Consider the following 21,864-nt stretch of genomic DNA (forward strand, 5'->3'; position numbering starts at 1 on the left):
ACTTTTAAGCATCTCTTCCTTCCCAATAATGTGGGGTAAAACCGCGCTGTTCCAATTCACGATGCACTTCCAGTAACCCTGTATACGTCGGTACTACGAAGAGAGTTTCGCCGGTAGGGGTTTGTTGTAATGCACTATCTAATGCGTTCTTGATGCCGTAGAGCCGTTCGTCTATTCCCTCAGACTGTTGTTGTCCCTCGTTTATTCCCCGATTCTTTTTCAGACGTCTGGAACGGGTTGTCGGTGTGTTCTTCATGGCTTTTAAACGGGTAGGGGGGACGATTGTCATGGCGTTTTCGTTGATGCCTGCGTATTTGAGGCGCAGCGCCAGGTCCAGGGCGCGGGTGCCACTGATGACGAGTGTCTGTGTCTGTCCCACTGCTCGTTCAAAATCGACATCCCAGATCCAGGAAATATCCTGCCCATCAGCGATGTTATCATTGAGGATGAAGAGGAGATGACGTGCTGTGCCGTCGCTAAAGAGGGTGCGCAGCACCTCATTGAAGCCGGTAGGATTCTTCGCCAGCAGCAGGCGCATAGTTTTGCCGTCAGCCTGGATGCGTTCGCCGCGCCCGAACACGGGCTTGGACTGCTCGATGCCGCTGATAATGGGTTCCCAGGGTGTGTCCAGGGCCAGGGATGCCGTGCTGGCGGCCAGAGCGTTATAAATATTGTAGAGTCCCGGCAGGGGTACGATTATCTCGCGCTTCTGGTTGCCAGCCTCAATCTGCAGGCGGATACGATCAAAGGTATCGACCTGGACGTTGGTCACGCGCACATCGGGCTGTGGTCTCTGCTTGCCGCATTGTGGACAATGATAGTGGCCCATGTGGCTGTAAAAGTGGAGATCATATTCGTATTCGTGTCCACAGCGTGAGCAGACACGGGCATCCATGACCTGGTGATGGTTGGCTTCGGCTTCGTCTTCGCCCGTCTCAAGGGTTGTTTCAATCCCATAGTAGAGGCAGCGACCCGGGAAGCCGTCGCCGAGCTGGGCGATGGTGGGATCATCGGCATTTAATACCAGCGTAGTGGTTGCCGGTAGCAGGGCGATCGCCTGTTGCCACTTGCTGACGACGCTATCGACCTCGCCATAGCGATCAAGCTGGTCGCGGAAGAGATTGGTAAAGACGAGGACGCGAGGAGGAATCGAGCTCACAAGCTTTGGTAGGGCGGCTTCATCTACTTCTAAGATAGAGATGGCCTGGCCGGCCCGGCGCAGATGACCATTGGGCTGGGCGCGAATCACCAGTGAACTGGCGACGCCGCCGACCAGGTTAGAGCCCTCGCGGTTGCGCCAGACGCGTAAGCCGTCATCACGCAAGATGGCCGCGATGAAGCTGCTGGTGGTGGTCTTGCCGTTTGTCCCGGTGACCATAACGCTGCCATGCTCAAGCTCGGTGGCCAGGTGCTCTACGATATCGGGGTAGACGCGTTGCGCGACAACGCCCACGATACTGGTTCCTCCTCCAAGATGTAGGCGGCGACTGATGGCTCCTGCGGTGCGCCCTGCCATCACCGCGACGCCAGCGCGCACCGCATGCTGACGTCGCGTCCCACGCGGCTTCCTCGCAATTTCTTTCTCTTTGGGTGGGGGAAGTGACGCGGTCTCCATCAAGCTTTCTCGCGGTGGCTGATCGCTTTCAGACGATACTGGCTGAGATGGTTGTTCTTTTCGCATGCTGTTCCTCCGCATCGGCGCTTCTGCTTCTATCCTGTATAGTAGATGAATGCAGCATAGCATGCAAGCCCGATGGGGTCAAGTGTATGGTAAAGATAGAAAGATAGAAATTATTACCCCTTGTCAAAGTTATGATAATGATATATGTACTAATAAAAACGAACTATTGCCATGTATGGTATGCTTCAAAAGAAATTTTTGATGCATCCTTTCTGTGAGTGTGTTTAACTTCCGTCATGTTGGGGGCACGTGCGCGCCCCCGCACTCGCGGCCGCGCAACGGCCGCACTGGTTTTGTGTATTGGTGCATGTGGGGCGCATTCTCGCCCCATATGCACCAATACACAAAGGACTGCTGAGCACTGCAGTGGCGAAAGCTCAAACACATTGCAGGCGATGGTCATGAGCACCAACCACCAAAACCGGTGCGGCCGCCTGTGTGGTGGCGCTTACATGCCCTATATAACGAGAGTTTGACTCTCATTCCATCGCCTGCGGCATGCTTTCGCGCCTATGGCGTTTACGAATCCATCATGTGGTGCAACAGGGGCGCACCAGCGCCCCTGTTGCACCACCACACGCCGCGTAGCGGACACGCGTGTGAGGGCGATCACGTGCCCCGAAGGTGACGAGAATCAGACACATTCTTTGCCTGGGATAAGAGCCCGCGCGCCGTGTTCAATGCGGGTTTCTGGTATAGTGTTCCTGGCGATATGTCGAAAACACGTTGCGGATAAGTAGGTTGGGAGGTCTGGTAAAAAGAGCTACAGATAAAGCGTTTGATTAGATGTAATGTAGGATAGAATACCTACTTGTCAGGCTATGCTATTCTATCCTTTAAGACGAACACTCATAAAAATATGCGGGTTTTGTTCAGTAACGAAGGTCAGGTAACAACTCCATGGCGAAAAAATTGGTAATTGTCGAGTCACCGGCCAAAGCAAAAACAATCGAGAAGTTCCTTGGTCGTGATTTTGAGGTCCGTGCGTCCATGGGCCATATCATTGATCTGCCCAAAAAAGGGCTCGGTGTAAATACACGCAAAGATTTTGCTCCTAAATATGAGGTTATTGAGAAAAAAGATAAGTTGATCGATGAGCTGAAGGCGGCGTCCAAGCGTGCTGAGGAAGTGTACCTGGCCCCTGACCCGGACCGCGAAGGTGAATTTATCGCCTGGTCACTTAAAAATATCCTGGAATTGCAGAACCCTCGCCGCGCTGTATTCAATGAGATTACTAAGCGCGCGGTCCAGGATGCGATTCGCAAACCTCGGCAGATCAACGAAGACCTCTTTAATGCTCAACAGGCTCGCCGGGTGCTCGATCGCCTGGTTGGCTATAAAATCAGTCCTTTGCTCTGGCGCCGTATCCAGTCGGGGACCAGCGCGGGCCGCGTGCAGTCGGTCGCCCTGCGCGTGATCTGTGATCGCGAGGCGGAGATTCGTGCCTTTGAGCCCGAGGAATACTGGAGCATCGTGGCGACTCTGAGTAAGCAGAAACAGGCAGAGCGCTTTGAGGCGTCCCTGGTCTCTCGCCTGAAAGATGTCGATGCGCTCAATGGCGACGAGGCGTCCGGCGATACCGAGGAGCCAGCTACGGCCGAGTCCAATGGAGCAAACGGCTCCAAACAGACGAAGACAGGGCGGGGACGCATCAAGATCTCTTCCAAAGAAGAGGCCGACGCGATCCTCACGGATCTGCAGGACGCGACCTATAGTGTGCTGAAATACGATGAGCGCGAGCAGCGTCGCCAGCCGCCGCTGCCGTATACGACCAGTACCCTGCAGCAGGATGCCTCGTTGCGGCTCTACTTTAAGCCGAAGAAGACGATGAGCCTGGCGCAGCAACTGTATGAAGGTATGGAACTGGGCGCGCGCGGCCACCAGGGTTTGATCACCTATATGCGTACCGACTCGACGCGTATCTCGGACGAGGCGCAGGGCAAGGTGAAAGAACATATCGCCCAGAACTTCGGTGATCCCTATGTGGGCCAGGGCCGGGTCGGTAAAGCCAAGGCGACGACGCAAGATGCGCACGAAGCCATTCGTCCGACCGATGTGTCTTTGACGCCACAGATCGTGAAGTCGCACCTGTCTGCGGACCAGTTCAAGCTGTACAATCTGGTCTGGCGCCGCTTCGTGGCTAGCTTTATGACGCCAGCCGTCTTTGATACGGTGCGCGCCGATATCGTGGCCCGGCAATATGTGTTCCGCGCCACCGGCTCGAACCTGAAGTTCCCGGGCTTCTATGCCGTCTGGTCCCGTGAAGAAGATGAGAAATTGCTGCCGGTAATGAAGGTCAATGAAGAGTTGACCTGTTATGGCCTGAAGCCCGATCAGCATTTTACGCAGCCACCACCACGCTATTCCGAGGCCAGCTTGATCAAAGAGCTGGAAGAACTGGGCATTGGCCGTCCTAGTACCTATGTGCCAATTATCAGCACGATTCAGGATCGCGGCTACGTGGACCAGGAGCAGCGGCGCTTTGTGCCAACCTGGCTGGGCGAGACCATCAATGAGGTGATGAATAAACACTTCCCCGAGATCGTGGATACCGGCTTTACCGCCGATATGGAGCGCAAACTGGACGACGTTGAGGATGGCAAGCGTTCCTGGATCGAGTTCCTGAGCACGTTCTACGGTGCTTTTAAGTCGACGATGGAAAAGGCCGAGGCGGAGATGGACCGGGTGCAGAAGCCGTTGGAAGAGACCGATGAGCAGTGTCCAGAGTGTGGCCGTAACCTGGTTATCCGTACCGGCCGCTTTGGTCGCTTCATCTCCTGCTCCGGTTTCCCGGAGTGTAGCTACCGTCGCTCGGTGGTCAATAAGACTGGCGCGCTCTGCCCGCAGTGTGGTGGAGACCTGGTTGAGCGTAAGACGCGTCAGAAGAAGCGCATCTTCTATGGGTGTGGTAACTATCCAACCTGCAACTTCGCTATCTGGGAACGCCCGGTCCCCGATCTGTGTCCGAATTGCGGCGGCTTGATGGTGGTGCCAAAGGGGAGCCAGGAGCCGGTCTGCTATAACGAGGTGGTGCTGGTACAGCGTGGCAATGAGGAGACACCTCCCCAGGATGGCGCTGCCGCGACGTCCGCTGGTACGGGCCGCAAAAAGGCTACGGCATCTACGGCGAAAAAGAAGGCGACCTCTACTACAAAGAAGGCGACGGCCACTAAACGCGCCACAGCCACGCGCAGGAAGACGGCCGACGTTTCTGAGAACGGGAATGAAAAGGTAGCCTCCACCAGCAAAACCACCCGGCGGGCGACGACCAGTACCAGCAAGGGCACAACAAAGGCAACAACAAAGACACCGGCACGCCGGTCAACTACGACTGCGAAGACCGCAGGGACAGCAACGGGGGGAACGAAAGCGACCAGATAATCTGAAAGCAGAACGGTGAGCGGAAACTTGTGATATAATCGGAAAATAATTTACTCTCTCTCAAATCCCAAAACAAGGGGAGTTCTGCTTATTATGGAGGATTACATGCCGCATGCAGTGACGCTGATCCCCGGCGATGGAACTGGGCCAGAAATTGCTGAGGCGACCTGCCGCGTACTGGAAGCAACTGGCATACAGTTCAGTTGGGATGTCCAGCCGGCAGGAGTGGAAACTCTGGCGAAACAAGGGACTGTCTTGCCAGAGGAGGTGATAGAGTCAATCAAGCGCACCCGGGTGGGGATCAAGGGGCCCATTACGACTCCTGTGGGGAAGGGTCAGCGTAGCGCCAATGTAACACTACGTAAAAGGCTTGATCTCTATGCCAATCTGCGCCCCGCCAAAACATATCAGGGCCTTCGCTCCCGTTATGAGAATATTGACCTGGTCATTGTCCGTGAAAATACTGAGGACCTCTATGCCGGTATTGAATTTCAACGTGGTACCGCTGAATACGAAGAGCTATTGGAATTCATTGGCCGTACAACCGGGCATCGTATCGATCCCGATTCAGCGATGAGCATCAAGTATATCTCCGTGGCCGCTACCAGGCGCATTGTGAAGTTTGCTTTTGAATATGCACGGGCCAATAAGCGCCGTAAAGTGACCGCTGTGCATAAGGCGAATATTATGCGCCTCTCCGATGGACTCTTTTTGTCTACCGCCCATGAAGTCGCCAGGGAATATCCCGATATTCAATATGAGGACCGCATTGTTGACAATATGTGCATGCAACTGGTACAGAAGCCAGAACTCTATGATGTCCTCGTCCTTCCCAATCTTTATGGTGATATTATCTCCGATTTGTCCGCTGGCTTGATTGGCGGCCTGGGTGTAGCTCCGGGGGCCAATATTGGCAGTGATTACGCGGTCTTTGAGCCGGTGCATGGGAGCGCCCCCAAATATGCTGGCCAGAATAAAGTGAATCCAATGGCGATGATGTTTTCTGGTGTCATGATGCTCCGCCATCTGGAAGAGAGAGAAGCCGCTCACCGCCTGGAGCAGGCCTTAATGCAGGTGCTGGCCGAAGGGAAGTCTGTGACCTACGACTTGAAGCCGCGCCCCGATGATCCTACCGCCGTTGGCACATCGCAGGTCGCCGACGCCGTCATCGAGCGCCTCCGCAACATGTAGAGAAGTTATGTGGTGTGTGGAGAGAGGGGCGCCACCGGGCGCCCCTCTCTCCACACACCACATAACTTCATAAAAGCGCGAAGCGCTGCGCTCCACCCAAAAAAGCCAGGATTGCGCCTCCTCACCCCAAAAAAGAACCCTGGAACGCAGCGCCTCATCCAAAAAAAGAACCCTGGAACGCAGCGCCTCATCCAAAAAAAGAACCCTGGAACGCAGCGCCTCATCCAAAAAAAGAACCCTGGAACGCAGCGCCTCATCCAAAAAAAGAACCCTGGAACGCAGCGCCTCATCCAAAAAAGAACCCTGGAACGCAGTGCCTCATCCAAAATAAGATTTGTGGTATCTGGCAATATATGCGCTGTCGCGCATATATTGCCAGATACCACAAATCTTAAAAACAATATCCGGGCGCTTTAGCGCCCCACGCTGGCTGCGCCAGCCAGTGCAGAACCTAGTTCTGCACCACCCCTTTACGCCATTTGTGGCGGGCCTGGATATAGCGTACCGTGCCCGAGTGGGCACGCATCATGATAGATGAGGTACGGGCGCCCCAGCCAAAGTACTGGACACCATCCAGCAGTTCACCGCTGGTGATGCCAGTAGCGGCGAAGCTAACATCGTTCCCGCTCACCAGATCGTCTGTGCGGTAGACGCGGTCCATATCGATGCCGTCGGCTTTGAAGCGCTGACGCTCTTCCTCAGTCCGTGGCCAGATCTTACACTGGATCTCGCCGCCCAGGCACTTCAAGGCGGCGGCGGCCAGTACAGCCTCTGGCGCTCCACCAATGCCCAGCATGATGTCGATGCCACGATAGTCTTCCATGGCGGCCAGGATGGCGGCGGCTACGTCACCGTCGGTGATCAGGCGGATGCGGGCGCCGGCCTCGCGTACCTGGCGAATGATATCCTGGTGACGAGGACGATCCAGAATGACGGCGGTCAGATCGTCGAGACGCGACTGGCGTGCTCGTGCGATACGGTCCAGGTTGACCGCGATCGGAGCATTGATGTCGATGACGTTCTTCATCCCCGGCCCCACGGCGATCTTCTCCATGTAGTAAACCCCAGGAGGGGCGGAGTACATGCTGCCGCGCTCAGCGGTGGCGATGACGGCCAGGGCTCCCGGTAAGCCAAGCGCCAGCAGGCGTGTGCCATCAACGGGATCTACCGCCACGTCTACCTCTGGCTTGCTCCCATTGCCGATCTCTTCACCGATATACAACATCGGGGCTTCGTCTTTTTCCCCCTCACCAATTACCACCACACCGTGCATGTCTACCCCATCGACCGCGTGACGCATAGCATCTACTGCGGCCTGGTCAACCATCTCTTTATTGCCTTTGCCCATCCAACGACCGGCGCTCAACGCGGCTGCCTCGGTTACACGGATGAGCTCCATCCCCAGGTTGCGCTCTATTGTGCGCGACGGTTCAAAACGTTCCTCTTCTGTCGACATTGTTAAATCCTTTTGTTTTTCTTATATTTGTACGTACCGTGGGCGAGTGCGGCAATGCTCTGCTTGCATGATCGCCTGTAACTGTTCAACGGCTTCTGAGAGTCGCCCCTGGCGGTTCACAATGGTATACTCATAGTGCTCTTGCTGGGCTAGCTCATGTTGTGCGTCTAAAAGTCGGCGCTGGCGCTCCTCCTCGGTCTCGGTCTGGCGATTGGTCAGGCGCTCGACAAGCTCTTCTATAGAGCCGGGAACGAGGAAAATGTAGATCGCTCCCGGCACCCTCTGCCGTACAGTCGCGGCGCCCTGTACATCAATTTTGAGCAGGACATCACGCCCCTGTTGCAAATTGTCGACGATCTGACGTATGGGTTGCCCATACCAGTTGCCATGCACCTGCGCGTACTCAATGAGTTCATTCTGTTCAATCATGTCCTTAAATTGTTCATGACTGACAAAATGATAAGGGTTGCCCTCGCTCTCACCAGGGCGTGGAGCGCGGGTTGTCACCGAGGCGACCACGTGAAAATCAGTCCCTTTTTCCTTCAGGGCGTTGATTACGCTGTCCTTACCGGTACCAGAGGGGGCCGAAAGGACAAAGAGCAATCCTGGCTTTTTAGTGCCCGCTTGCTTTAACTGTGATGATAGCGATTGAGTCTCAAGTTGCATGCTTTTCTTCCTGCAGTTGCTCAAATAGAGAGAGGATTGGTGTACGAACAAACATCTCTTTGTTATACTTTATCTTATATTTGCGAGCACAATGACAAAGAAAAGCCACCTGGCTCTTACCGTGTTGAGCCTGTGCGTGCTTGCACTACTATTGTACAACACTGTTGGGTATCCCGAAAGTCGTTTTACCTGCAAGGAATTTATTATGTATATAGATGCTATGACGCTGGCTAATGTCGCGGATGAGTGGCGGAAATTGCTGGTGGGCGCGCGTATCGATACGATTATTCAGCCGACTGAGCATGCGGTGGCCCTGCAATGCTATGCTCCGGGCGCCGAGGGCGAGGGAGGCAGGAACCGCTGGATCTATCTTTCCGCCCATCCGCAGCTTGCCCGCGCCCATCTTACGGCCTTGAAGCCGCAGAGGATCGCCAGTGAGCCGCCAGCCTTTGTGATGCTGCTGCGCAAGCACCTGGAGGGCGCGCGTATCGAGTCGATCGAGCAGCCGCGCTGGGAGCGGGTTCTTGAGATCGTGGCCGGCTATCGCAGGAGTCCTGATAGTGAGGAGCGGGTGCGCTTCCGCCTGATCATTGAGGCGATGGGACGGCTCAGCAATATTATCTTTTGCGATGAGCGCGGCATGATTCTGGGCAGTCTGAAGCGTGTTGGTTCGGACGTCAATCGCTATCGTGAGGTGGCGGCGGGCCTGCCGTATGTGCCACCACCGCCGCAGCAGCGTACGCTGGCGGGTCAGCAGCTCCCTCGCCTGGAGCCAACCAGTGTGACGGCGGCCCAGCTGTCTATCTGCGCCGCCGATGAGACGGTGCGGGATGAGCAGTCGCCAGCTAAAAAGCGCAGGCGCGCTCCCGAGGAGCCGAAGCTCTGGCAGTTGCTGTCGCATCATGTGCTTGGCTGCAGTCCCCTGCTGGCGCGCGAGGCGGTGTTCCGCGCCACCGAGAATGCGGAAACGCCGGTGGCGCAGGCCGACCAGTCGGTCTGGGAAGAACTGGCCTGGAATGTTTGCGATCTGACGAGCGCCTATGATACCCATCGCTGGCATCCCCAACTGGTTGAGCGTCTGATGACGGCCGATGAGCAGCAGCAGTCGTTCGCGGCCGCGGGTGAAGATCGCTATCTTCCCCTGGCTTTTGCTTCCTACGTACTTGAGCAGTATGCCGCTCTGCCTGATGCGCGCGTGCGTGAGTCGCCATCGATCAATGTCCTGCTGGATGAGTACTTTGCTCGTTCCGAGTGGCGCGATGCCGTAGATACCCTGCGCGCCCCGCTGCGTAAGATCCTGCAGAACAATATCGATCGCTGCAGGCGCAAGGCTGATCTGCTACAGAAAGAGATGGATAATTCGGCCGAGGCAGCCCGCTATCGTCTGTTCGGCGAGCTGCTCCTGGCCTATCAGCAGGAGGTGGAGCAGGGTCCGACCAGCGTGGAACTGGAGAATTACTTTGAGCAGACCCCCTCGGGAGAGGCGCAGAAGGTGACGGTGCCGCTGGATCCGCGCTTTGATGCGGTGGGGAACTCGAATCGCTACTTTAATAAATACCATAAGCTCCGCCGCGCGCTTGAGCTGGTTCCCGCTCAGATCGAGCAGAACGACACAGAGCTGGCGACGCTTGAGCAGTTTATGGCCGATCTCAAGCTGGCCGAGAATGCCGCCGAGGTCGCTCATGTGAAGACCGAGGTGCAGGCGGCGGGCTATATCCGTGGTAAGGCCCTGGTGGATAAGAAGGCGCTCAAGGCGGCGAAGAAGGGTAAGGGAGGCAAGGCGGCGAAGGGCAAGCCGACCGCCCCCGGTGGTGGCGTGCCCCTGCACTTCCAGAGTCGCGAGGGCTTTACCCTGCTGGTCGGCAAAAATAGCCGCCAGAATGAGGAGGTGACGTTCCGCCAGGCGACCTCCAACGATATGTGGCTTCATGCACGCGGCGTTGCCGGCGCCCATGTAATCATTAAGGCGGCGGGCCGCGAGATTCCGCGCAGCACGATCGATCAGGCGGCCAGCCTGGCGGCCTATTACAGCGAGGCGCGTGGCAGCACCAGCGCGCCCGTTGATTACACGCTGCAGCGCCACGTACGCCATATGAAGGGTGGCGGACCCGGCATGGTGATCTATGAGCGTGAGCACACGATTTACATTGAGCCGGATAAGGCGTTGACGCTGCTTAAAGGATAGGCCTGCGCTCGGAGGCCAGTCCGCGCTCACGCGATGATCCGATGCCCATCTCTTCGCGGTATTTCGCCACGGTCCTGCGGGCTAGCGGAATGCCGCGTTCAGCCAGGATATGCGCCAGTTCCTCGTCGCTGAGCCTGTGGCATGGCTTTTCCGCTTGAATAAGTTCACGTAACATGTCTTTAATGCGCATTGAGCCATCGAAGAAGCCGGCGATTGGGATCAATCTGCCATTGGGAAGCAGGGCATACTTGTTGGCGGTTGCCCTGCTCACAGTGCCTTCATCGAGATTGAGGATGGAGGCGACTTCGGCTCTGGTTAATGGATAGAGATAGAAGAGCGTTCCCTTTTCGAGAAAATCCTTTTGCAGGCTGACGACGAGCTCCGCGACCTGCCTCAGAGTCCGCCAGCGCCGGCGGATGCAGTCCACGAAAAATTTGGCTCGATCACGATTCTGGTACATATACTTTTGTATATCGGTATTGTTTTCACTGCTCACCTGCTCGCCCGATCCGGCGTAGTGCGTCTCGATGCGGAAATTGTAACGCTTTTCTTCCATCAGCTCGACCTCAAAGCCATTTTCTGCTTTGCGGATGATGATGTCGGGGTGGATGTATGAGGTGCTACTGCCCAGCGGGGTGTCGTTGTTGACCGAATTGTAAATATAGCTGGGATAGGGATGGAGCATGGCGCTGATGTAGTCACTGGCGTGCCGCACCTCGGCTTCAGTGACCTTGAGCTTGCGCGCTATCTCCGCGAACTGGTTGTGTCCCAGCTGTTCAAGGTAGCGATCGATCAGTATTTCGGCCAGTGGAGGAGGTTCTTGTTGTTCCTTCAGTGCCGTCAGCTGGAGCAGCAGACACTCACGCGGGTTACGAGCGCCAAAGCCGACCGGCTCCAGGGTCTGAAGCTGACCAAGCACGTATGTAACGCGCTTGAGTGGTACTCGCAGATGCCGGGCGATCTCCTCGACAGGGATTTCCAGGTAGCCCCGGCTGTCCAGGTTCCCCACCAGCTGTTCGGCGATCGGAGCATCTTCGGGGGGGATCAGCGCCTCCAACTGGTGCAGCAGATTCTCTACCAGTGTCTCACTGGTTGGAATACGGGCCATTGGATCATAGGCATCATCGTTGTCGGCCTCGTTAAAGCCATAGTTATCACTATCGTAGAAGAAGAGTTGCTGTTCCCACGGAGAGTCAGCCGAAATAGTGTGACGAGGTGTCTCGGGCGCAAATGCCATCTGTGGGATATTCTGGGTGATGCGGCCACAGACTGTACAGGTCGGCCCATAGAGAGGTGTGGAGCAGAACTGGCAGATGCGCTGTTCCGTTACCTGAAGAGCGGGATTCTCTGTTTGTTCCTGATTAATAGTGCGCTCTAGCTCATCTGCTGAGAGATGGAGTATCGTACTCGATGTTACGAGCCGAGCGCTTATTCTGACGTTCTGATCGGTTCTTGGCGTTTGTTCCAATCGCATACACGTACCCTACCTATCCCCTGTTCGCGCCTCAGAATTAAGATGTTCTACCGTTTTTTATCCTAAATCCAGCCACGGCTCACAAGCGCGCCACGAGCCGCTTCTTGCTCTGCCGTTTGTTTGTTACGGCCTTGTCCGCGGCCAGCTACACGATCTCCTAACATGACTTCGACGGTGAATTCCCGATTGTGCGATGGTCCTTCCTGACTGACGAGCCGATATGAAGGGGTAATCCCTTCATGGGCCTGCGCCAGTTCCTGGAATAACGATTTATTATCTTTAAATAGGCGTTTGGTGACAATAGTATGTGCCAGTGGGTCCAGGCGTGGCAGCAAAAATTGTCGCGCCACCTCCAGTCCTTGGTCCAGGTAGATTGCGCCCAGCACCGCTTCAAAGGCGGAGGCCTGCACTCGCTGTCCCCCACCACTATGTTGCTCTCCCTTCCCCATCAACAAAAACGCGCCCAGATTGATCTCGCGCGCGAAGTTTGCCAGCGTTTCCGTCCTCACCAGTACCGCGCGGACATCGGTCAGTTCTCCTTCGCTCAACTCGGGAAAGGTGCGATAGAGGAAATCAGCACTGATCAACGCCAGAATCGAATCGCCCAAAAACTCCAGGCGCTCGTTTGAGCTTTGCCCCACTCCAGGCGTCTCATAGATATATGAGCGATGCGTGAGAGCTAATTTCAGGAGCTGCTCATCCTGAAACTTTATCCCTATAATCTCTTCTAATTGTTCGTGCATGACTGTACCTCTATTGTTAGACTGGCTACCCCGATGTGCCTTGGCATCATACCCCAGAGTTTAGCGCCACAAGTATTGACCATTTGTCCGTTTCGTTTATCGCCGTCATTGTAACGCGTTTTGGATGGAACCGCAACGCTCCTGTGTAGGAATATTCGGCTGTCTGAGCATGCATAGAATCTATTCGATTCCCAATCACAGTAGCGAACGAAAGATGATGATCTACCTGCTAGACTCTTCTCTTAAGATATGATACTCTATGCTATGGGTTTGAGGAAGACAGGTAATCGCGGATCTCGTGATCCGAGGAAAGTCCGAACTCCGCAGAGCAGGATGCTGGCTAACGGCCAGTGAGGGTGACCTCAAGGAAAGTGCAACAGAAACATACCGCCTGTGTATTCGGGTAAGGGTGAAATGGTGAGGTAAGAGCTCACCAGCAGCCAGGTGACTGGCTGGCTGGGCAAACCCCATCTGGAGCAAGACTAAGCAGAAGGGACTGATCTTTTTGATCAGGCAGGTTGCTCGCCTGTTATCCTTCGGGTTGGTCGCTTGAGGCGGTGGGCAACCATCGTCCTAGATAGATGATTACCGCCTGCCCGGGCGTGAGCCCGGGAGGGTACAAAATTCGGCTTATGGCTTCCTCAAACCCTCCCAGACCCCTCTCTATACTCTATATAAACGCATTAATCTTTGATGCGTTTATGCTCAATTAGCCAGCGTACAAAATCCAGACGACGACTCTCCTGCAGTATTTCACGGTATTCGACTTGCTCGGTAACGTGTTCTTTCATGTGAACGAGTTGCGCAGCTTCGATTTCTGAAAATCCCATGCCCAATAGATTCTGAAAATCATCGCCTTTAACTATAGAAGAATGTTCTTGCATAATAGCCGCTCCCTCTAGCATCAAACTGGGTAAACAATATACATTGGGCTATGCTGGAGACTTATTGCAAGCTGCGTGATACGTAGATGCATGCATCGGGCCTCTCTGTATATATAACATATTCCTGGTCGGGATTATTTCTCGTGCTACGAACATTTGTACAAACAAGGTTTTTAGAATGTGTCATACTCCCGCACCTTGAGGACACGTGAGTGCCCCCGCACGCGCGTCCGCTGCGCGGCCGCGCTGGTTTGTGGTGTCATGGTGTCACAGCGGCGCAAATGCGCCGCTGTGACACCATGACACCCTGGGTGTTTTCGCCCCCGTGGTGCTCACGAGTCCGGGTGTGGTGGTGCATGCGGTGCGTTCACGCGCCGCTGTGGCACCATGACCCTCTGGATGGCGTAGCCTCCGCAGTGCTTACAAATCCGTGGTGTGGTGGTGCATGCGGTGCGTTCACGCGCCGCTGTGGCACCATGACCCTCTGGATGGCGTAGTCCCCGCAGTGCTTACAAATCCGTGGTGTGGTGGTGTATGCAGTGCGTGAACGCACCGCTGTGGCACCATGACCCTCTGGGTGGCTTAGCCTCCGCAGTGCTTACAAATCCATGGTGTGGTGGTGCATGCGGTGCGTGAACGCACCGCTGTGGCACCATGACCCTCTAGATGGCGTAGTCCCCGCAGTGCTTACAAATCCGTGGTGTGGTGGTGCATGCGGTGCGCATCTGCGCACCGCATGCACCACCACACCAAACCCGATGCGGCCGCGCAGCGGACGCGCGTATGGAGGCGCTCCCATGCCCCCACAATGACGAGAGTCAAACACCCTCGTATAAAAAAAAGAAGGCGCCACGCACAGAATGCATTCCTGTGATGACAGAATTAACGATTAATGGGAAAAAAGGATAACACTTTTTTTATCATATTTTATCCCCCAACTGCTTTCCCATTAAAAAGAGCTTCATCGCTCGCTCGGTTGCCTGGCTCGTCAATAGTGAGGCATGTCTCATTGCATAGACTAACGGCATCGGTCTAGAGGGTAATACTGTAATCGCATCAATACCGAGGTCGTAAATACGCGTATAGTTCTCTCCTAACCCACCCACCACTGCCAGCACGGGTAGCTGATGCGTTTTGGCCAGCCTGGCAACGGCTCCAACGCTCTTCCCATAGGCCGTTTGCTCATCGAGCTGACCCTCGGCCGTAATTACCAGGTCGCTGTTCTTCATATATTCGTCAACGCGCAGTGTCTCTAGCATAATCTGGGCCCCTGGCCGTAGAGAGGCATGCAGGAAGGCCAGCATACCGGCCCCCAGTCCACCGGCGGCTCCAGCCCCAGGTGTCTCGCTGACCTCCTTTTTGAGGTCGCGCTGGATAATGTGCGCGTAATGGTGCAGGGCGGCATCCAGTTCCTCTATCATTTCCGGGGTCGCCCCTTTCTGGGGACCGTAGATAGCCGATGCGCCCGTTGGACCGCACAGAGGATTGGTGACGTCACAGGCGATGTCAAAGCTGCATTCTTTGATGCGCGCATCAAGCTGGCTGATGTCGATCTGTGCTAACCTGGCCAGAGCGGCTCCTCCCGGCAGTAGATCCTCTCCGCTGGCGTCCAGCAACCTGGCACCCAGTGCCTGAGCCATGCCGGCCCCCCCATCGTTGGTGGCGCTACCACCAATGCCCAGAATAAAGTGCCGGCTCCCCTGGTCCAGGGCCGCCTTAATCAACTCACCCACCCCATACGTGGTCGCGATCAACGGATTGCGTCGTTCGGGAGCTACCAGCGGCAGACCTGAGCTGGCCGCCATCTCGATTACGGCCGTCTGGCCATCACCCGTTACGCCATAGAACGCCTCTACCTGTTCCCCCATGGGACCGGTGACCGTCCGGATATGCATCTGCCCATGGGTGGCATCGATCAACGCCTGCACCGTCCCCTCGCCACCGTCGGCGATCGGAATAATCGTCAGGTCAGCCTCTGGAAAGACCTCGCGAACGCCCTTCGCGATCGCCGCTCCTGTCTCGGCGGCCGTCAGGCTCCCCTTCAGCGACTGCGGGGCAATCAGAATACGCATACCAGCATCCCCTTTCTTCCTGCATATTGATTGGTTTATCTGCATTATACCAAATTCCCCTGTGCGCAACGGCTCTCACAAGTCCATTGTGTGTTGGTGCATAGGGTGCGCATCCGCGCCCTATGCACCAATGTTAAAACTGGCGCGTCCCCAGCGCGGCACGCCTGAGGATTAGCCCTTGCGGTGCTCACAAGTCCATTGTGTGTTGGTCCATGGTGCGCATCCGCGCCCTATGCACCAATGTTAAAAAACTGGCGCGTCCCCGGCGCGGCACGCCTGAGGATTAGCCCTTGCGATGCTCACAAGTCCATTGTGTTGGTGTATCGGGTGCGCATCCGCCTCATGCACCAATGTTAAAACTGGCGCGTTCCCCGCTCGGCACGCCTGAGGATTAGCCCTTGCGGTGCTCACAAGTCCATTGTGTGTTGGTCCATGGTGCGCATCCGCGCCCTATGCACCAATGTTAAAAAACTGGCGCGTCCCTCGCTCGGCACGCTTGAAGATTAGCCCTTGCGATGCTCACAAGTCCATTGTGTGTTGGTCCATGGTGCGCATCCGCGCACCATGGACCAACATTAAAAAACTGGCGCGTCCCCCGCTCGGCACGCTTGAAGATTAGCCCTTGCGATGCTCACAAGTCCATTGTGTTGGTGTATCGGGTGCGCATCCGCGCACCCGATACACCAACACAAAAAACCAGCGCGGCCGCGTAGCGGACGCGCGTAAGGGGGCGCTCCCATGCCCCCTTAATGACGAGAGTAAGACACAACTTCCTATAAGCCGAACGTGCATGTTTGCACGTTCGGCTTTCCTGCTCTATACTAAATAACAAGGTTATTTATATTGCTATCCAGGTATTTTTGTGGAGTCTTTCTATGTTGAATGGTCTATCTCTTTCCTGGTCCTGGAGTCCAGGTGGTTTGCTCTGTTTGGTTGTGCTGGCGCTTCTGTATCTGTTGCGCCTGCGCCAGATTTTTCGCTCGCACCAGGAAGATCCACAGGCGCCTACCGTCAGTAAGGTCCGTATCGCTTCCTTCTTTTGTGGTCTGCTGTTGTTCGCGGCCCTCTTCTTCTCGCCGATCCAGACCATCGGCCGTACCCAGCTATTTTTGATCCATATGGCCGAGGTCGTGACCCTGACCACCTTCTGCGCTCCCTTGCTGCTGGGCGGCTGTTCAGAGGTGGTCTTGCGTCCCATACTGGATATCCCCATTGTCAGTACGGTGGTACGCTTTTTGACCAATCCGGTCGTTGCTTCGGTGATCTTTAACGCGACCTTTTTGCTCTGGCATGCTCCTAAGATCTACAATGCCTCTACCCCTAATGCTGAGCTCTACAACACCATGATGCTCTCTATCTTTCTGACCTCGCTGCTCAACTGGTGGCCGATCATCGGCTCCCTTTCCGAGCTCAAGAAGCATGGCTATCCCCTGCAGATGCTCTATGTGATCCTGGATGGTCAGCCGCTGGATATCTTTGCCTTTGTGCTGGTCTATAGCGGAGTTCCACTCTATCACTACCATATCCCGACGCAGATCGGCGTGAATACCTTTGGTGACCAGGCAGCGGCCGGTGCCCTGCTGTTGCTGCCAGGACTGGTTGACCTGGGAGTGCTGTCGCCGCTGTTTATTAGCTGGATGGGCCAACTGGAGCATAAGACCCGAGCCGCCGATCAGCGTCGCCTGGAGGAGTCCATGGAGTACGAGGATGAGGAAGAAGAAGAGGATGTCGAGATAGAGGCGCGCTGATTTATTCTCTCTCCTTTTCCCGCTGGCTGGTAGCCATGGCTACCAGCCGCAGCGTAGCTGGAGCGCCTGCCGCAGTCGTCGTTCGTATTCCCGGCGCGGTATCTCGGTGACGCCCAGCGTGATCAGGTGAGGGGTCGTAAACTGGGTATCGTGCAGGATGTAGCCATGGCGCTGTAAGTGCTGTGTCAGGGCGACCAGGCAGACCTTGGAGGCGTCGCGAGCACGTGAAAACATGCTTTCACCCATGAACGCGCCGCCCAGCGCGACCCCGTAAAGTCCCCCAACCAGCCTGCCGTCTTGCCAGGCCTCGACGCTATGGGCCAGTCCACATCGATGAAGGTACGTATATGTTTTTATAAACTCTTCATTGATCCAGGTCTCTTCGCGTTGCGCGCAGCCGCGCATGACCTCCTCGAAGGCGCTGTCGGTGCGGATGGTGTAGATGCGCTTGCGGATGGTGGCCCGCAGTGAACGTGAGATATGCAGGTTCTGGTGCTCCAGAATGGCGCGTGGATCGGGCGCGTACCAGTCAACTTTCCCCTGCTCGTCTGCCATGGGAAAGATCCCCTGGGCATAGGCCTGGACGACCAGTTCAGGATCGAGTGCTTCCGGGACCACGTGCCTCCTCGTTTCATATTTTTCCGTTCCCATATCTTTACCTCATGCCTGCCCATTTGTTTCCGCCTGTTCGGGTTGGCCCTATATCCTTGCTGGCGCGGCTGAAATACTTGAGATAGCCGGCCAGGCGTGGATTCATTCCTTTAAGCAATTCGATATCCGGTTGTGTCAGTGGTTTGATCCACCAGAGCAGCCCCAGGCATAAAATAATAAACAGGCAGCCTGAGATGCCCAGCAAGATGCGATCTTTGGGATGCCAGAGCAGGCTGGGGAGCGCCGCCAGTATCAGGGCCAGCATAAAGCGACCCGTGAAGACCAGGACTTCGCGCCGATGCCCCGATGGGATCTGTGGCGCGATCCATATCAGTAGCAGGATCCCCGCCGCCGTTTTGGCGATCCCATCCGCGATCAGCGCGCCCGCCGCTCCCAGGGTGGGAATGCAGAGGATGCCAACGCCGATGACGATCAAGAGACCCAGCCACTGGCTGGCGACGACCTGTCTGGGTTTGCCGAGCACATAGAGACCAGACTGGTGAATGGTTGTGCCGAGGAGGCGCACCAGCAGGTTAAAAAATAAGAAGATGGTCAGCAGGGGCCAGACCGGGTCATACTTGTTGCCGTACAGGACGTTGGTGATGTTGGACGCGTTAAAGAGGCAGAAGACCAGCACTGGCGCGGCCAGTAGCGTCTCGACCTTGATCAGCGCCTGCCAGGTCTGCCCGAATCTCTGGTGGTTGTGGCCGGTAAAGGCCGCCGCCAGCGCTGAGCCACCCACTCCGGTAAGGCCCGAGACCAGCAGCAGGTTGGCGGCATCCGCTAGCTGGAATGAGAGGTTGAAGTAGCCGATGTTCTCTACCGAAATCAAGAAGACGCCCAGCAGGATGATTGAGATCTGCTTGAAGAGCGCGCCGGTGGCCAGATTGGTGAGCCAGGCCGAAATGCTGATATGCCAGATGTTCTTTAGGGGTAGCCTGTGATGTGGGGCTCCTTTGAGCAGGAACGGCGCCAGCCAGCAGACGAAGGCCAGCGCGGTCAGCAGCGCCACCAGCGCCTGCAGCCAGAGGATGCCATCTATACCCCAGCCCAGCGTGAGCAGGATAAATCCTGCCAGTAGCAGCGCTCCCTGCGTGATGCTGCCAATGACCAGTACAATGTGCATGCGCATGCGGGCCGCGCACAGGGCGCTAAAGAGATTGCTGATACCAGTGCCAAAGACATAGAGCGCGATTGGAATGCTAAATCTGCTTAAGAGCGGACCCTGTAAGGTGTTAACGACCGCCGCGCTGCCAGGAATGGGGAGCAGCGCGATACCGGTGGCCAGCAGCGGGAGACCAAAAAGAATTATAGCGATCGTCACAAAGAGGATGATCAGGCGTACCGCCAGCAGATAGCGGGCTAGCTGACCGGCCACTCCGGGTCCAGACTCGGACAGGAGTCGTGGGACAAACGTCACGGTGGCGTCTTCGATGCCCAGCGCCACTATATAGATAATGGTATTAATCGTAGTTTGTATAATGGCATAGACGCCGTACTCGCCGGTGGTGACCGCGCGTGTAATCAGCACAGTAAAGAGAAAGGACGAGAGAAAGAACCAGAGACTATAGATCTGGTTAATTACATAACTATTAGGGGCACGCTTCAATAATTGCCGGGCTCCGCTATCTCCCTGCGATGCTTTATCAGATGGCTGTTGTATCATCACGTTATTTCCAGTAAAGACGCTTTTCAGAGATTACTATTTTATCTCATTTTAATCAAAAACCTTGCTAACCAGCCAATTGCTCCTAGTCCCGCGAAGAGCTCTAGCAAGCTGACGTTGGCTGTAATGTGGTCGCTCGATACCACATAAAAGGCGCCGACTTTAAATGTCGCGGCCACCAGGAAGATACCCAGGCCCAGCCAGGCTGGTAGGGTGGCCAGGAGCAGGGCCTTCTGCCAGCGTTGGCAGCTAAAGCCGATCACGGTGGGCAGCAGATAGAGAAAGAGCGTAATCATCGGTGCGATGCTGGCGGGATAAGGACCGTTGAGGGCCGCGTTGGCGGACAATGGGAAGATCCGCGTCCAGAGCTGTGCGGGGACCAGGGCACTGGCGACCAGTAGCGTCTCCAGTCCCACCATGGTGTAGAGCCCCAACTGGCGGTAATTCAGCTTGCGATAGTTCAGGTTGCGGTAGTTCAGGGCTTTCTGTTGTAAGAGACGAAGGTGAAGCATTGGCGTCCTTTCTATTTGTTGCCCGGAATGGGCAACAGACCCATTTGATACTTCATCAATAGGATGCGTCGTACGGACGCATCGATGCGCGATTGTGAGATCCCTCCTTTGTTTAATGCCTGCTTGATTCCATTGATCATCTGTGCTACATCGTCAGGACTTGACGCGCCCATAATGATATCTGATCCAGCCTCAATGGCCATGGCCGCCGCCTGGTCGGGGGTGTAATAGGCGGTGATGCCCGCCATGGTCAGGCTATCCGTCATGATTACCCCTTGAAAGCCCATTTCGTCGCGCAGGATGCCCGTGACCAGTTTCGGTGAGAGGGACGAGGGTTGGCTAGGATCAATGGCGGGCACGATTTCGTGGGTGACCATAATAGCGTGCACCTGTCCCTGGTGAATCATGGCGCGATAGGGGGCCCAATCGATCGCTTCTAGTTCGCTTTTTGAGCGTTGAATACTCGGCAGACCGACATGGGGATCGACCGTCGCATCACCAAGGCCGGGAAAGTGTTTAAGCGTACCTACAACCTGGTGGCTCTGCTGTAAGCCCTCTAAATAGGCCTCCGCCATGCGCGAGACCGTCCGGGGCGTGGTTCCAAAGGTGCGCATGTCCTGATGCAGCTCGGAGTAGTTCGAGGTGTCGACATCTACTACCGGGGCCAGATTGAGCGTGATTCCATAGGACGCAAGATCGCGCGCATCCTGTTGTCCGGCCGCGCTAACCATTTGTGGATTGTTGCTGGCGCCCAGCGTGGCGGCTGAGGGACGCGGTCCATCCAGCTGCTGCAGGCGATCAACGCTTCCTCCCTCCTGGTCTATGGCCAGGCTGATTGGTAGATCGGTTGCGTTCCGATGAATCTCTTGCGTCAGGGATTTGAATTGATTTTTGTCGATGATGTTGCCGTTGGCGGAAAAGAGCAGTACCGATCCAACCTGGTATTGGCTGAGCATAGTGGAGAGTTGCTGGCTATAGTTCGCGCCCACAAATTGTACCATCATCATCTGACCCAGCTTCTGATCCAGCGATAATTTGTTGATGATAAGATCGATATAGGCTTCCGGCGTCAAGGCTGCCTGCGTTGTTGCATGTGGCTGATGGAGGGCGCGGTGGTTCAGTCCCTTGAGAACATTCTGCGAGTCCTGTGCCGTCGTAGCGGTGGTTGCGGATGGATAGAGCACGCTGGCCCAGCCCTGTGCCCCGATGAATTGTGGCTGACCAAGATCAATTGCTCGCCAGACCAGTAGCGCCAGCAGACACATGATGCCGACTATCTTTATTCGATCAGAACGGCTCCAACTGCCTGCTATGCCCCCTAAACCATGTGGTGACATTGGGGCTTGTGGTGTGTTATATTCATCAATATTATTTGGATTCGCTTCTTTTTCTGCATCAATAGTAGCCTGCGACGTGTCTGTTGATGGATGCGGGGTACGGGTGGCTTCGATATGGGATTGTGCGTCAACTGGTTGCGTCGTCTCTGCTTGTTCGCCGTTTAGCTCGGCCGAAGAGCTATGTTTCTGCGCCGCCGAGGGAGCATCTGGCTCCATA

At 55.7% G+C, this 21,864-nt stretch carries 15 protein-coding genes and 1 other RNA gene; 5 read left to right on the plus strand and 11 right to left on the minus strand.

Features of this window, described 5'->3' with window-relative positions:
• Nucleotides 1-4 precede the first annotated feature (4 nt).
• Nucleotides 5-1,681: a MurT ligase domain-containing protein gene (locus KTT_RS18545; protein ID WP_160145965.1), complete on the minus strand. Its 1,677-nt coding sequence runs from the start codon at nt 1,679-1,681 to the stop codon at nt 5-7.
• Nucleotides 1,682-2,581: 900 nt separating this feature from the next.
• Here KTT_RS18545 and topA point away from each other — a divergent pair.
• Both topA and KTT_RS18555 read left to right on the plus strand, forming a co-directional pair.
• On the plus strand, nt 2,582-5,062 hold the full coding sequence (topA, locus tag KTT_RS18550; protein WP_126597415.1) for a type I DNA topoisomerase: 2,481 nt from the start codon (nt 2,582-2,584) through the stop codon (nt 5,060-5,062).
• 105 nt (nt 5,063-5,167) lie between these two features.
• The gene (locus tag KTT_RS18555) at nt 5,168-6,253 is read left to right on the plus strand and encodes an isocitrate/isopropylmalate dehydrogenase family protein (protein WP_126597416.1); all 1,086 of its coding nucleotides are present in this window, start codon (nt 5,168-5,170) and stop codon (nt 6,251-6,253) included.
• A gap of 451 nt (nt 6,254-6,704) precedes the next feature.
• On the opposite strand, the gene glpX is transcribed toward KTT_RS18555, so the two are convergent.
• Together glpX and gmk are read right to left on the minus strand one after the other, a co-directional pair.
• On the minus strand, nt 6,705-7,709 hold the full coding sequence (glpX, locus tag KTT_RS18560) for a class II fructose-bisphosphatase (RefSeq protein ID WP_126597417.1): 1,005 nt from the start codon (nt 7,707-7,709) through the stop codon (nt 6,705-6,707).
• A 21-nt stretch (nt 7,710-7,730) separates the two neighbouring features.
• Entirely contained in the window at nt 7,731-8,375 is a 645-nt protein-coding gene (gene gmk, locus KTT_RS18565; protein ID WP_126597418.1) for a guanylate kinase, read from the minus strand.
• A gap of 205 nt (nt 8,376-8,580) precedes the next feature.
• Here gmk and KTT_RS18570 point away from each other — a divergent pair, with 205 nt between their 5' ends.
• Nucleotides 8,581-10,560, plus strand: coding sequence for an Rqc2 family fibronectin-binding protein (locus KTT_RS18570; protein WP_160145966.1), 1,980 nt, complete (start codon nt 8,581-8,583; stop codon nt 10,558-10,560).
• Here the strand turns inward: KTT_RS18570 and rpoN are convergent.
• Both rpoN and rnc read right to left on the minus strand, forming a co-directional pair.
• Nucleotides 10,550-12,034: an RNA polymerase factor sigma-54 gene (gene rpoN, locus KTT_RS18575; RefSeq protein ID WP_126597420.1), complete on the minus strand. Its 1,485-nt coding sequence runs from the start codon at nt 12,032-12,034 to the stop codon at nt 10,550-10,552. The genes KTT_RS18570 and rpoN overlap by 11 nt on opposite strands.
• Before the next feature lie 62 nt (nt 12,035-12,096).
• On the minus strand, nt 12,097-12,777 hold the full coding sequence (gene rnc, locus KTT_RS18580) for a ribonuclease III (RefSeq protein WP_126597421.1): 681 nt from the start codon (nt 12,775-12,777) through the stop codon (nt 12,097-12,099).
• A 271-nt stretch (nt 12,778-13,048) separates the two neighbouring features.
• On the opposite strand from rnc, the gene rnpB reads away from it, so the two are divergent.
• Nucleotides 13,049-13,425, plus strand: an RNA gene (gene rnpB / locus KTT_RS18585) — RNase P RNA component class A.
• A gap of 35 nt (nt 13,426-13,460) precedes the next feature.
• Here the strand turns inward: rnpB and KTT_RS18590 are convergent.
• On the minus strand, nt 13,461-13,661 hold the full coding sequence (locus KTT_RS18590) for a hypothetical protein (protein WP_126597422.1): 201 nt from the start codon (nt 13,659-13,661) through the stop codon (nt 13,461-13,463).
• Nucleotides 13,662-14,581: 920 nt separating this feature from the next.
• Nucleotides 14,582-15,733, minus strand: coding sequence for a glycerate kinase (locus tag KTT_RS18595; protein WP_126597423.1), 1,152 nt, complete (start codon nt 15,731-15,733; stop codon nt 14,582-14,584).
• 875 nt (nt 15,734-16,608) lie between these two features.
• Here KTT_RS18595 and KTT_RS18600 point away from each other — a divergent pair.
• Nucleotides 16,609-17,481 carry a cytochrome c oxidase assembly protein gene (locus tag KTT_RS18600; RefSeq protein ID WP_126597424.1) on the plus strand — a complete coding sequence of 291 codons (873 nt, stop codon included), beginning with the start codon at nt 16,609-16,611 and terminating at the stop codon, nt 17,479-17,481.
• A gap of 39 nt (nt 17,482-17,520) precedes the next feature.
• Here the strand turns inward: KTT_RS18600 and aat are convergent, their stop codons facing one another.
• Genes aat through KTT_RS18620 form a run of 4 tightly spaced genes read right to left on the minus strand, consistent with a single transcriptional unit; the run spans nt 17,521 to nt 21,863 of the window.
• Nucleotides 17,521-18,132, minus strand: a complete 612-nt coding sequence (aat, locus tag KTT_RS18605; RefSeq protein WP_126597425.1) for a leucyl/phenylalanyl-tRNA--protein transferase — start codon at nt 18,130-18,132, stop codon at nt 17,521-17,523.
• 4 nt (nt 18,133-18,136) lie between these two features.
• Nucleotides 18,137-19,798: a lipopolysaccharide biosynthesis protein gene (locus tag KTT_RS18610; RefSeq protein WP_126597426.1), complete on the minus strand. Its 1,662-nt coding sequence runs from the start codon at nt 19,796-19,798 to the stop codon at nt 18,137-18,139.
• Between the two features lie 41 nt (nt 19,799-19,839).
• Nucleotides 19,840-20,310 (minus strand): hypothetical protein, encoded by a 471-nt coding sequence (locus KTT_RS18615; RefSeq protein ID WP_126597427.1) that lies wholly within the window; start codon nt 20,308-20,310, stop codon nt 19,840-19,842.
• Nucleotides 20,311-20,321: 11 nt separating this feature from the next.
• Nucleotides 20,322-21,863 carry a glycoside hydrolase family 3 protein gene (locus KTT_RS18620; protein WP_126597428.1) on the minus strand — a complete coding sequence of 514 codons (1,542 nt, stop codon included), beginning with the start codon at nt 21,861-21,863 and terminating at the stop codon, nt 20,322-20,324.
• Nucleotide 21,864: the final 1 nt, after the last annotated feature.

Origin of the sequence: Dictyobacter aurantiacus (assembly GCF_003967515.1) — a bacterium.
Classification (GTDB): Bacteria; Chloroflexota; Ktedonobacteria; order Ktedonobacterales; family Ktedonobacteraceae; genus Dictyobacter; species Dictyobacter aurantiacus.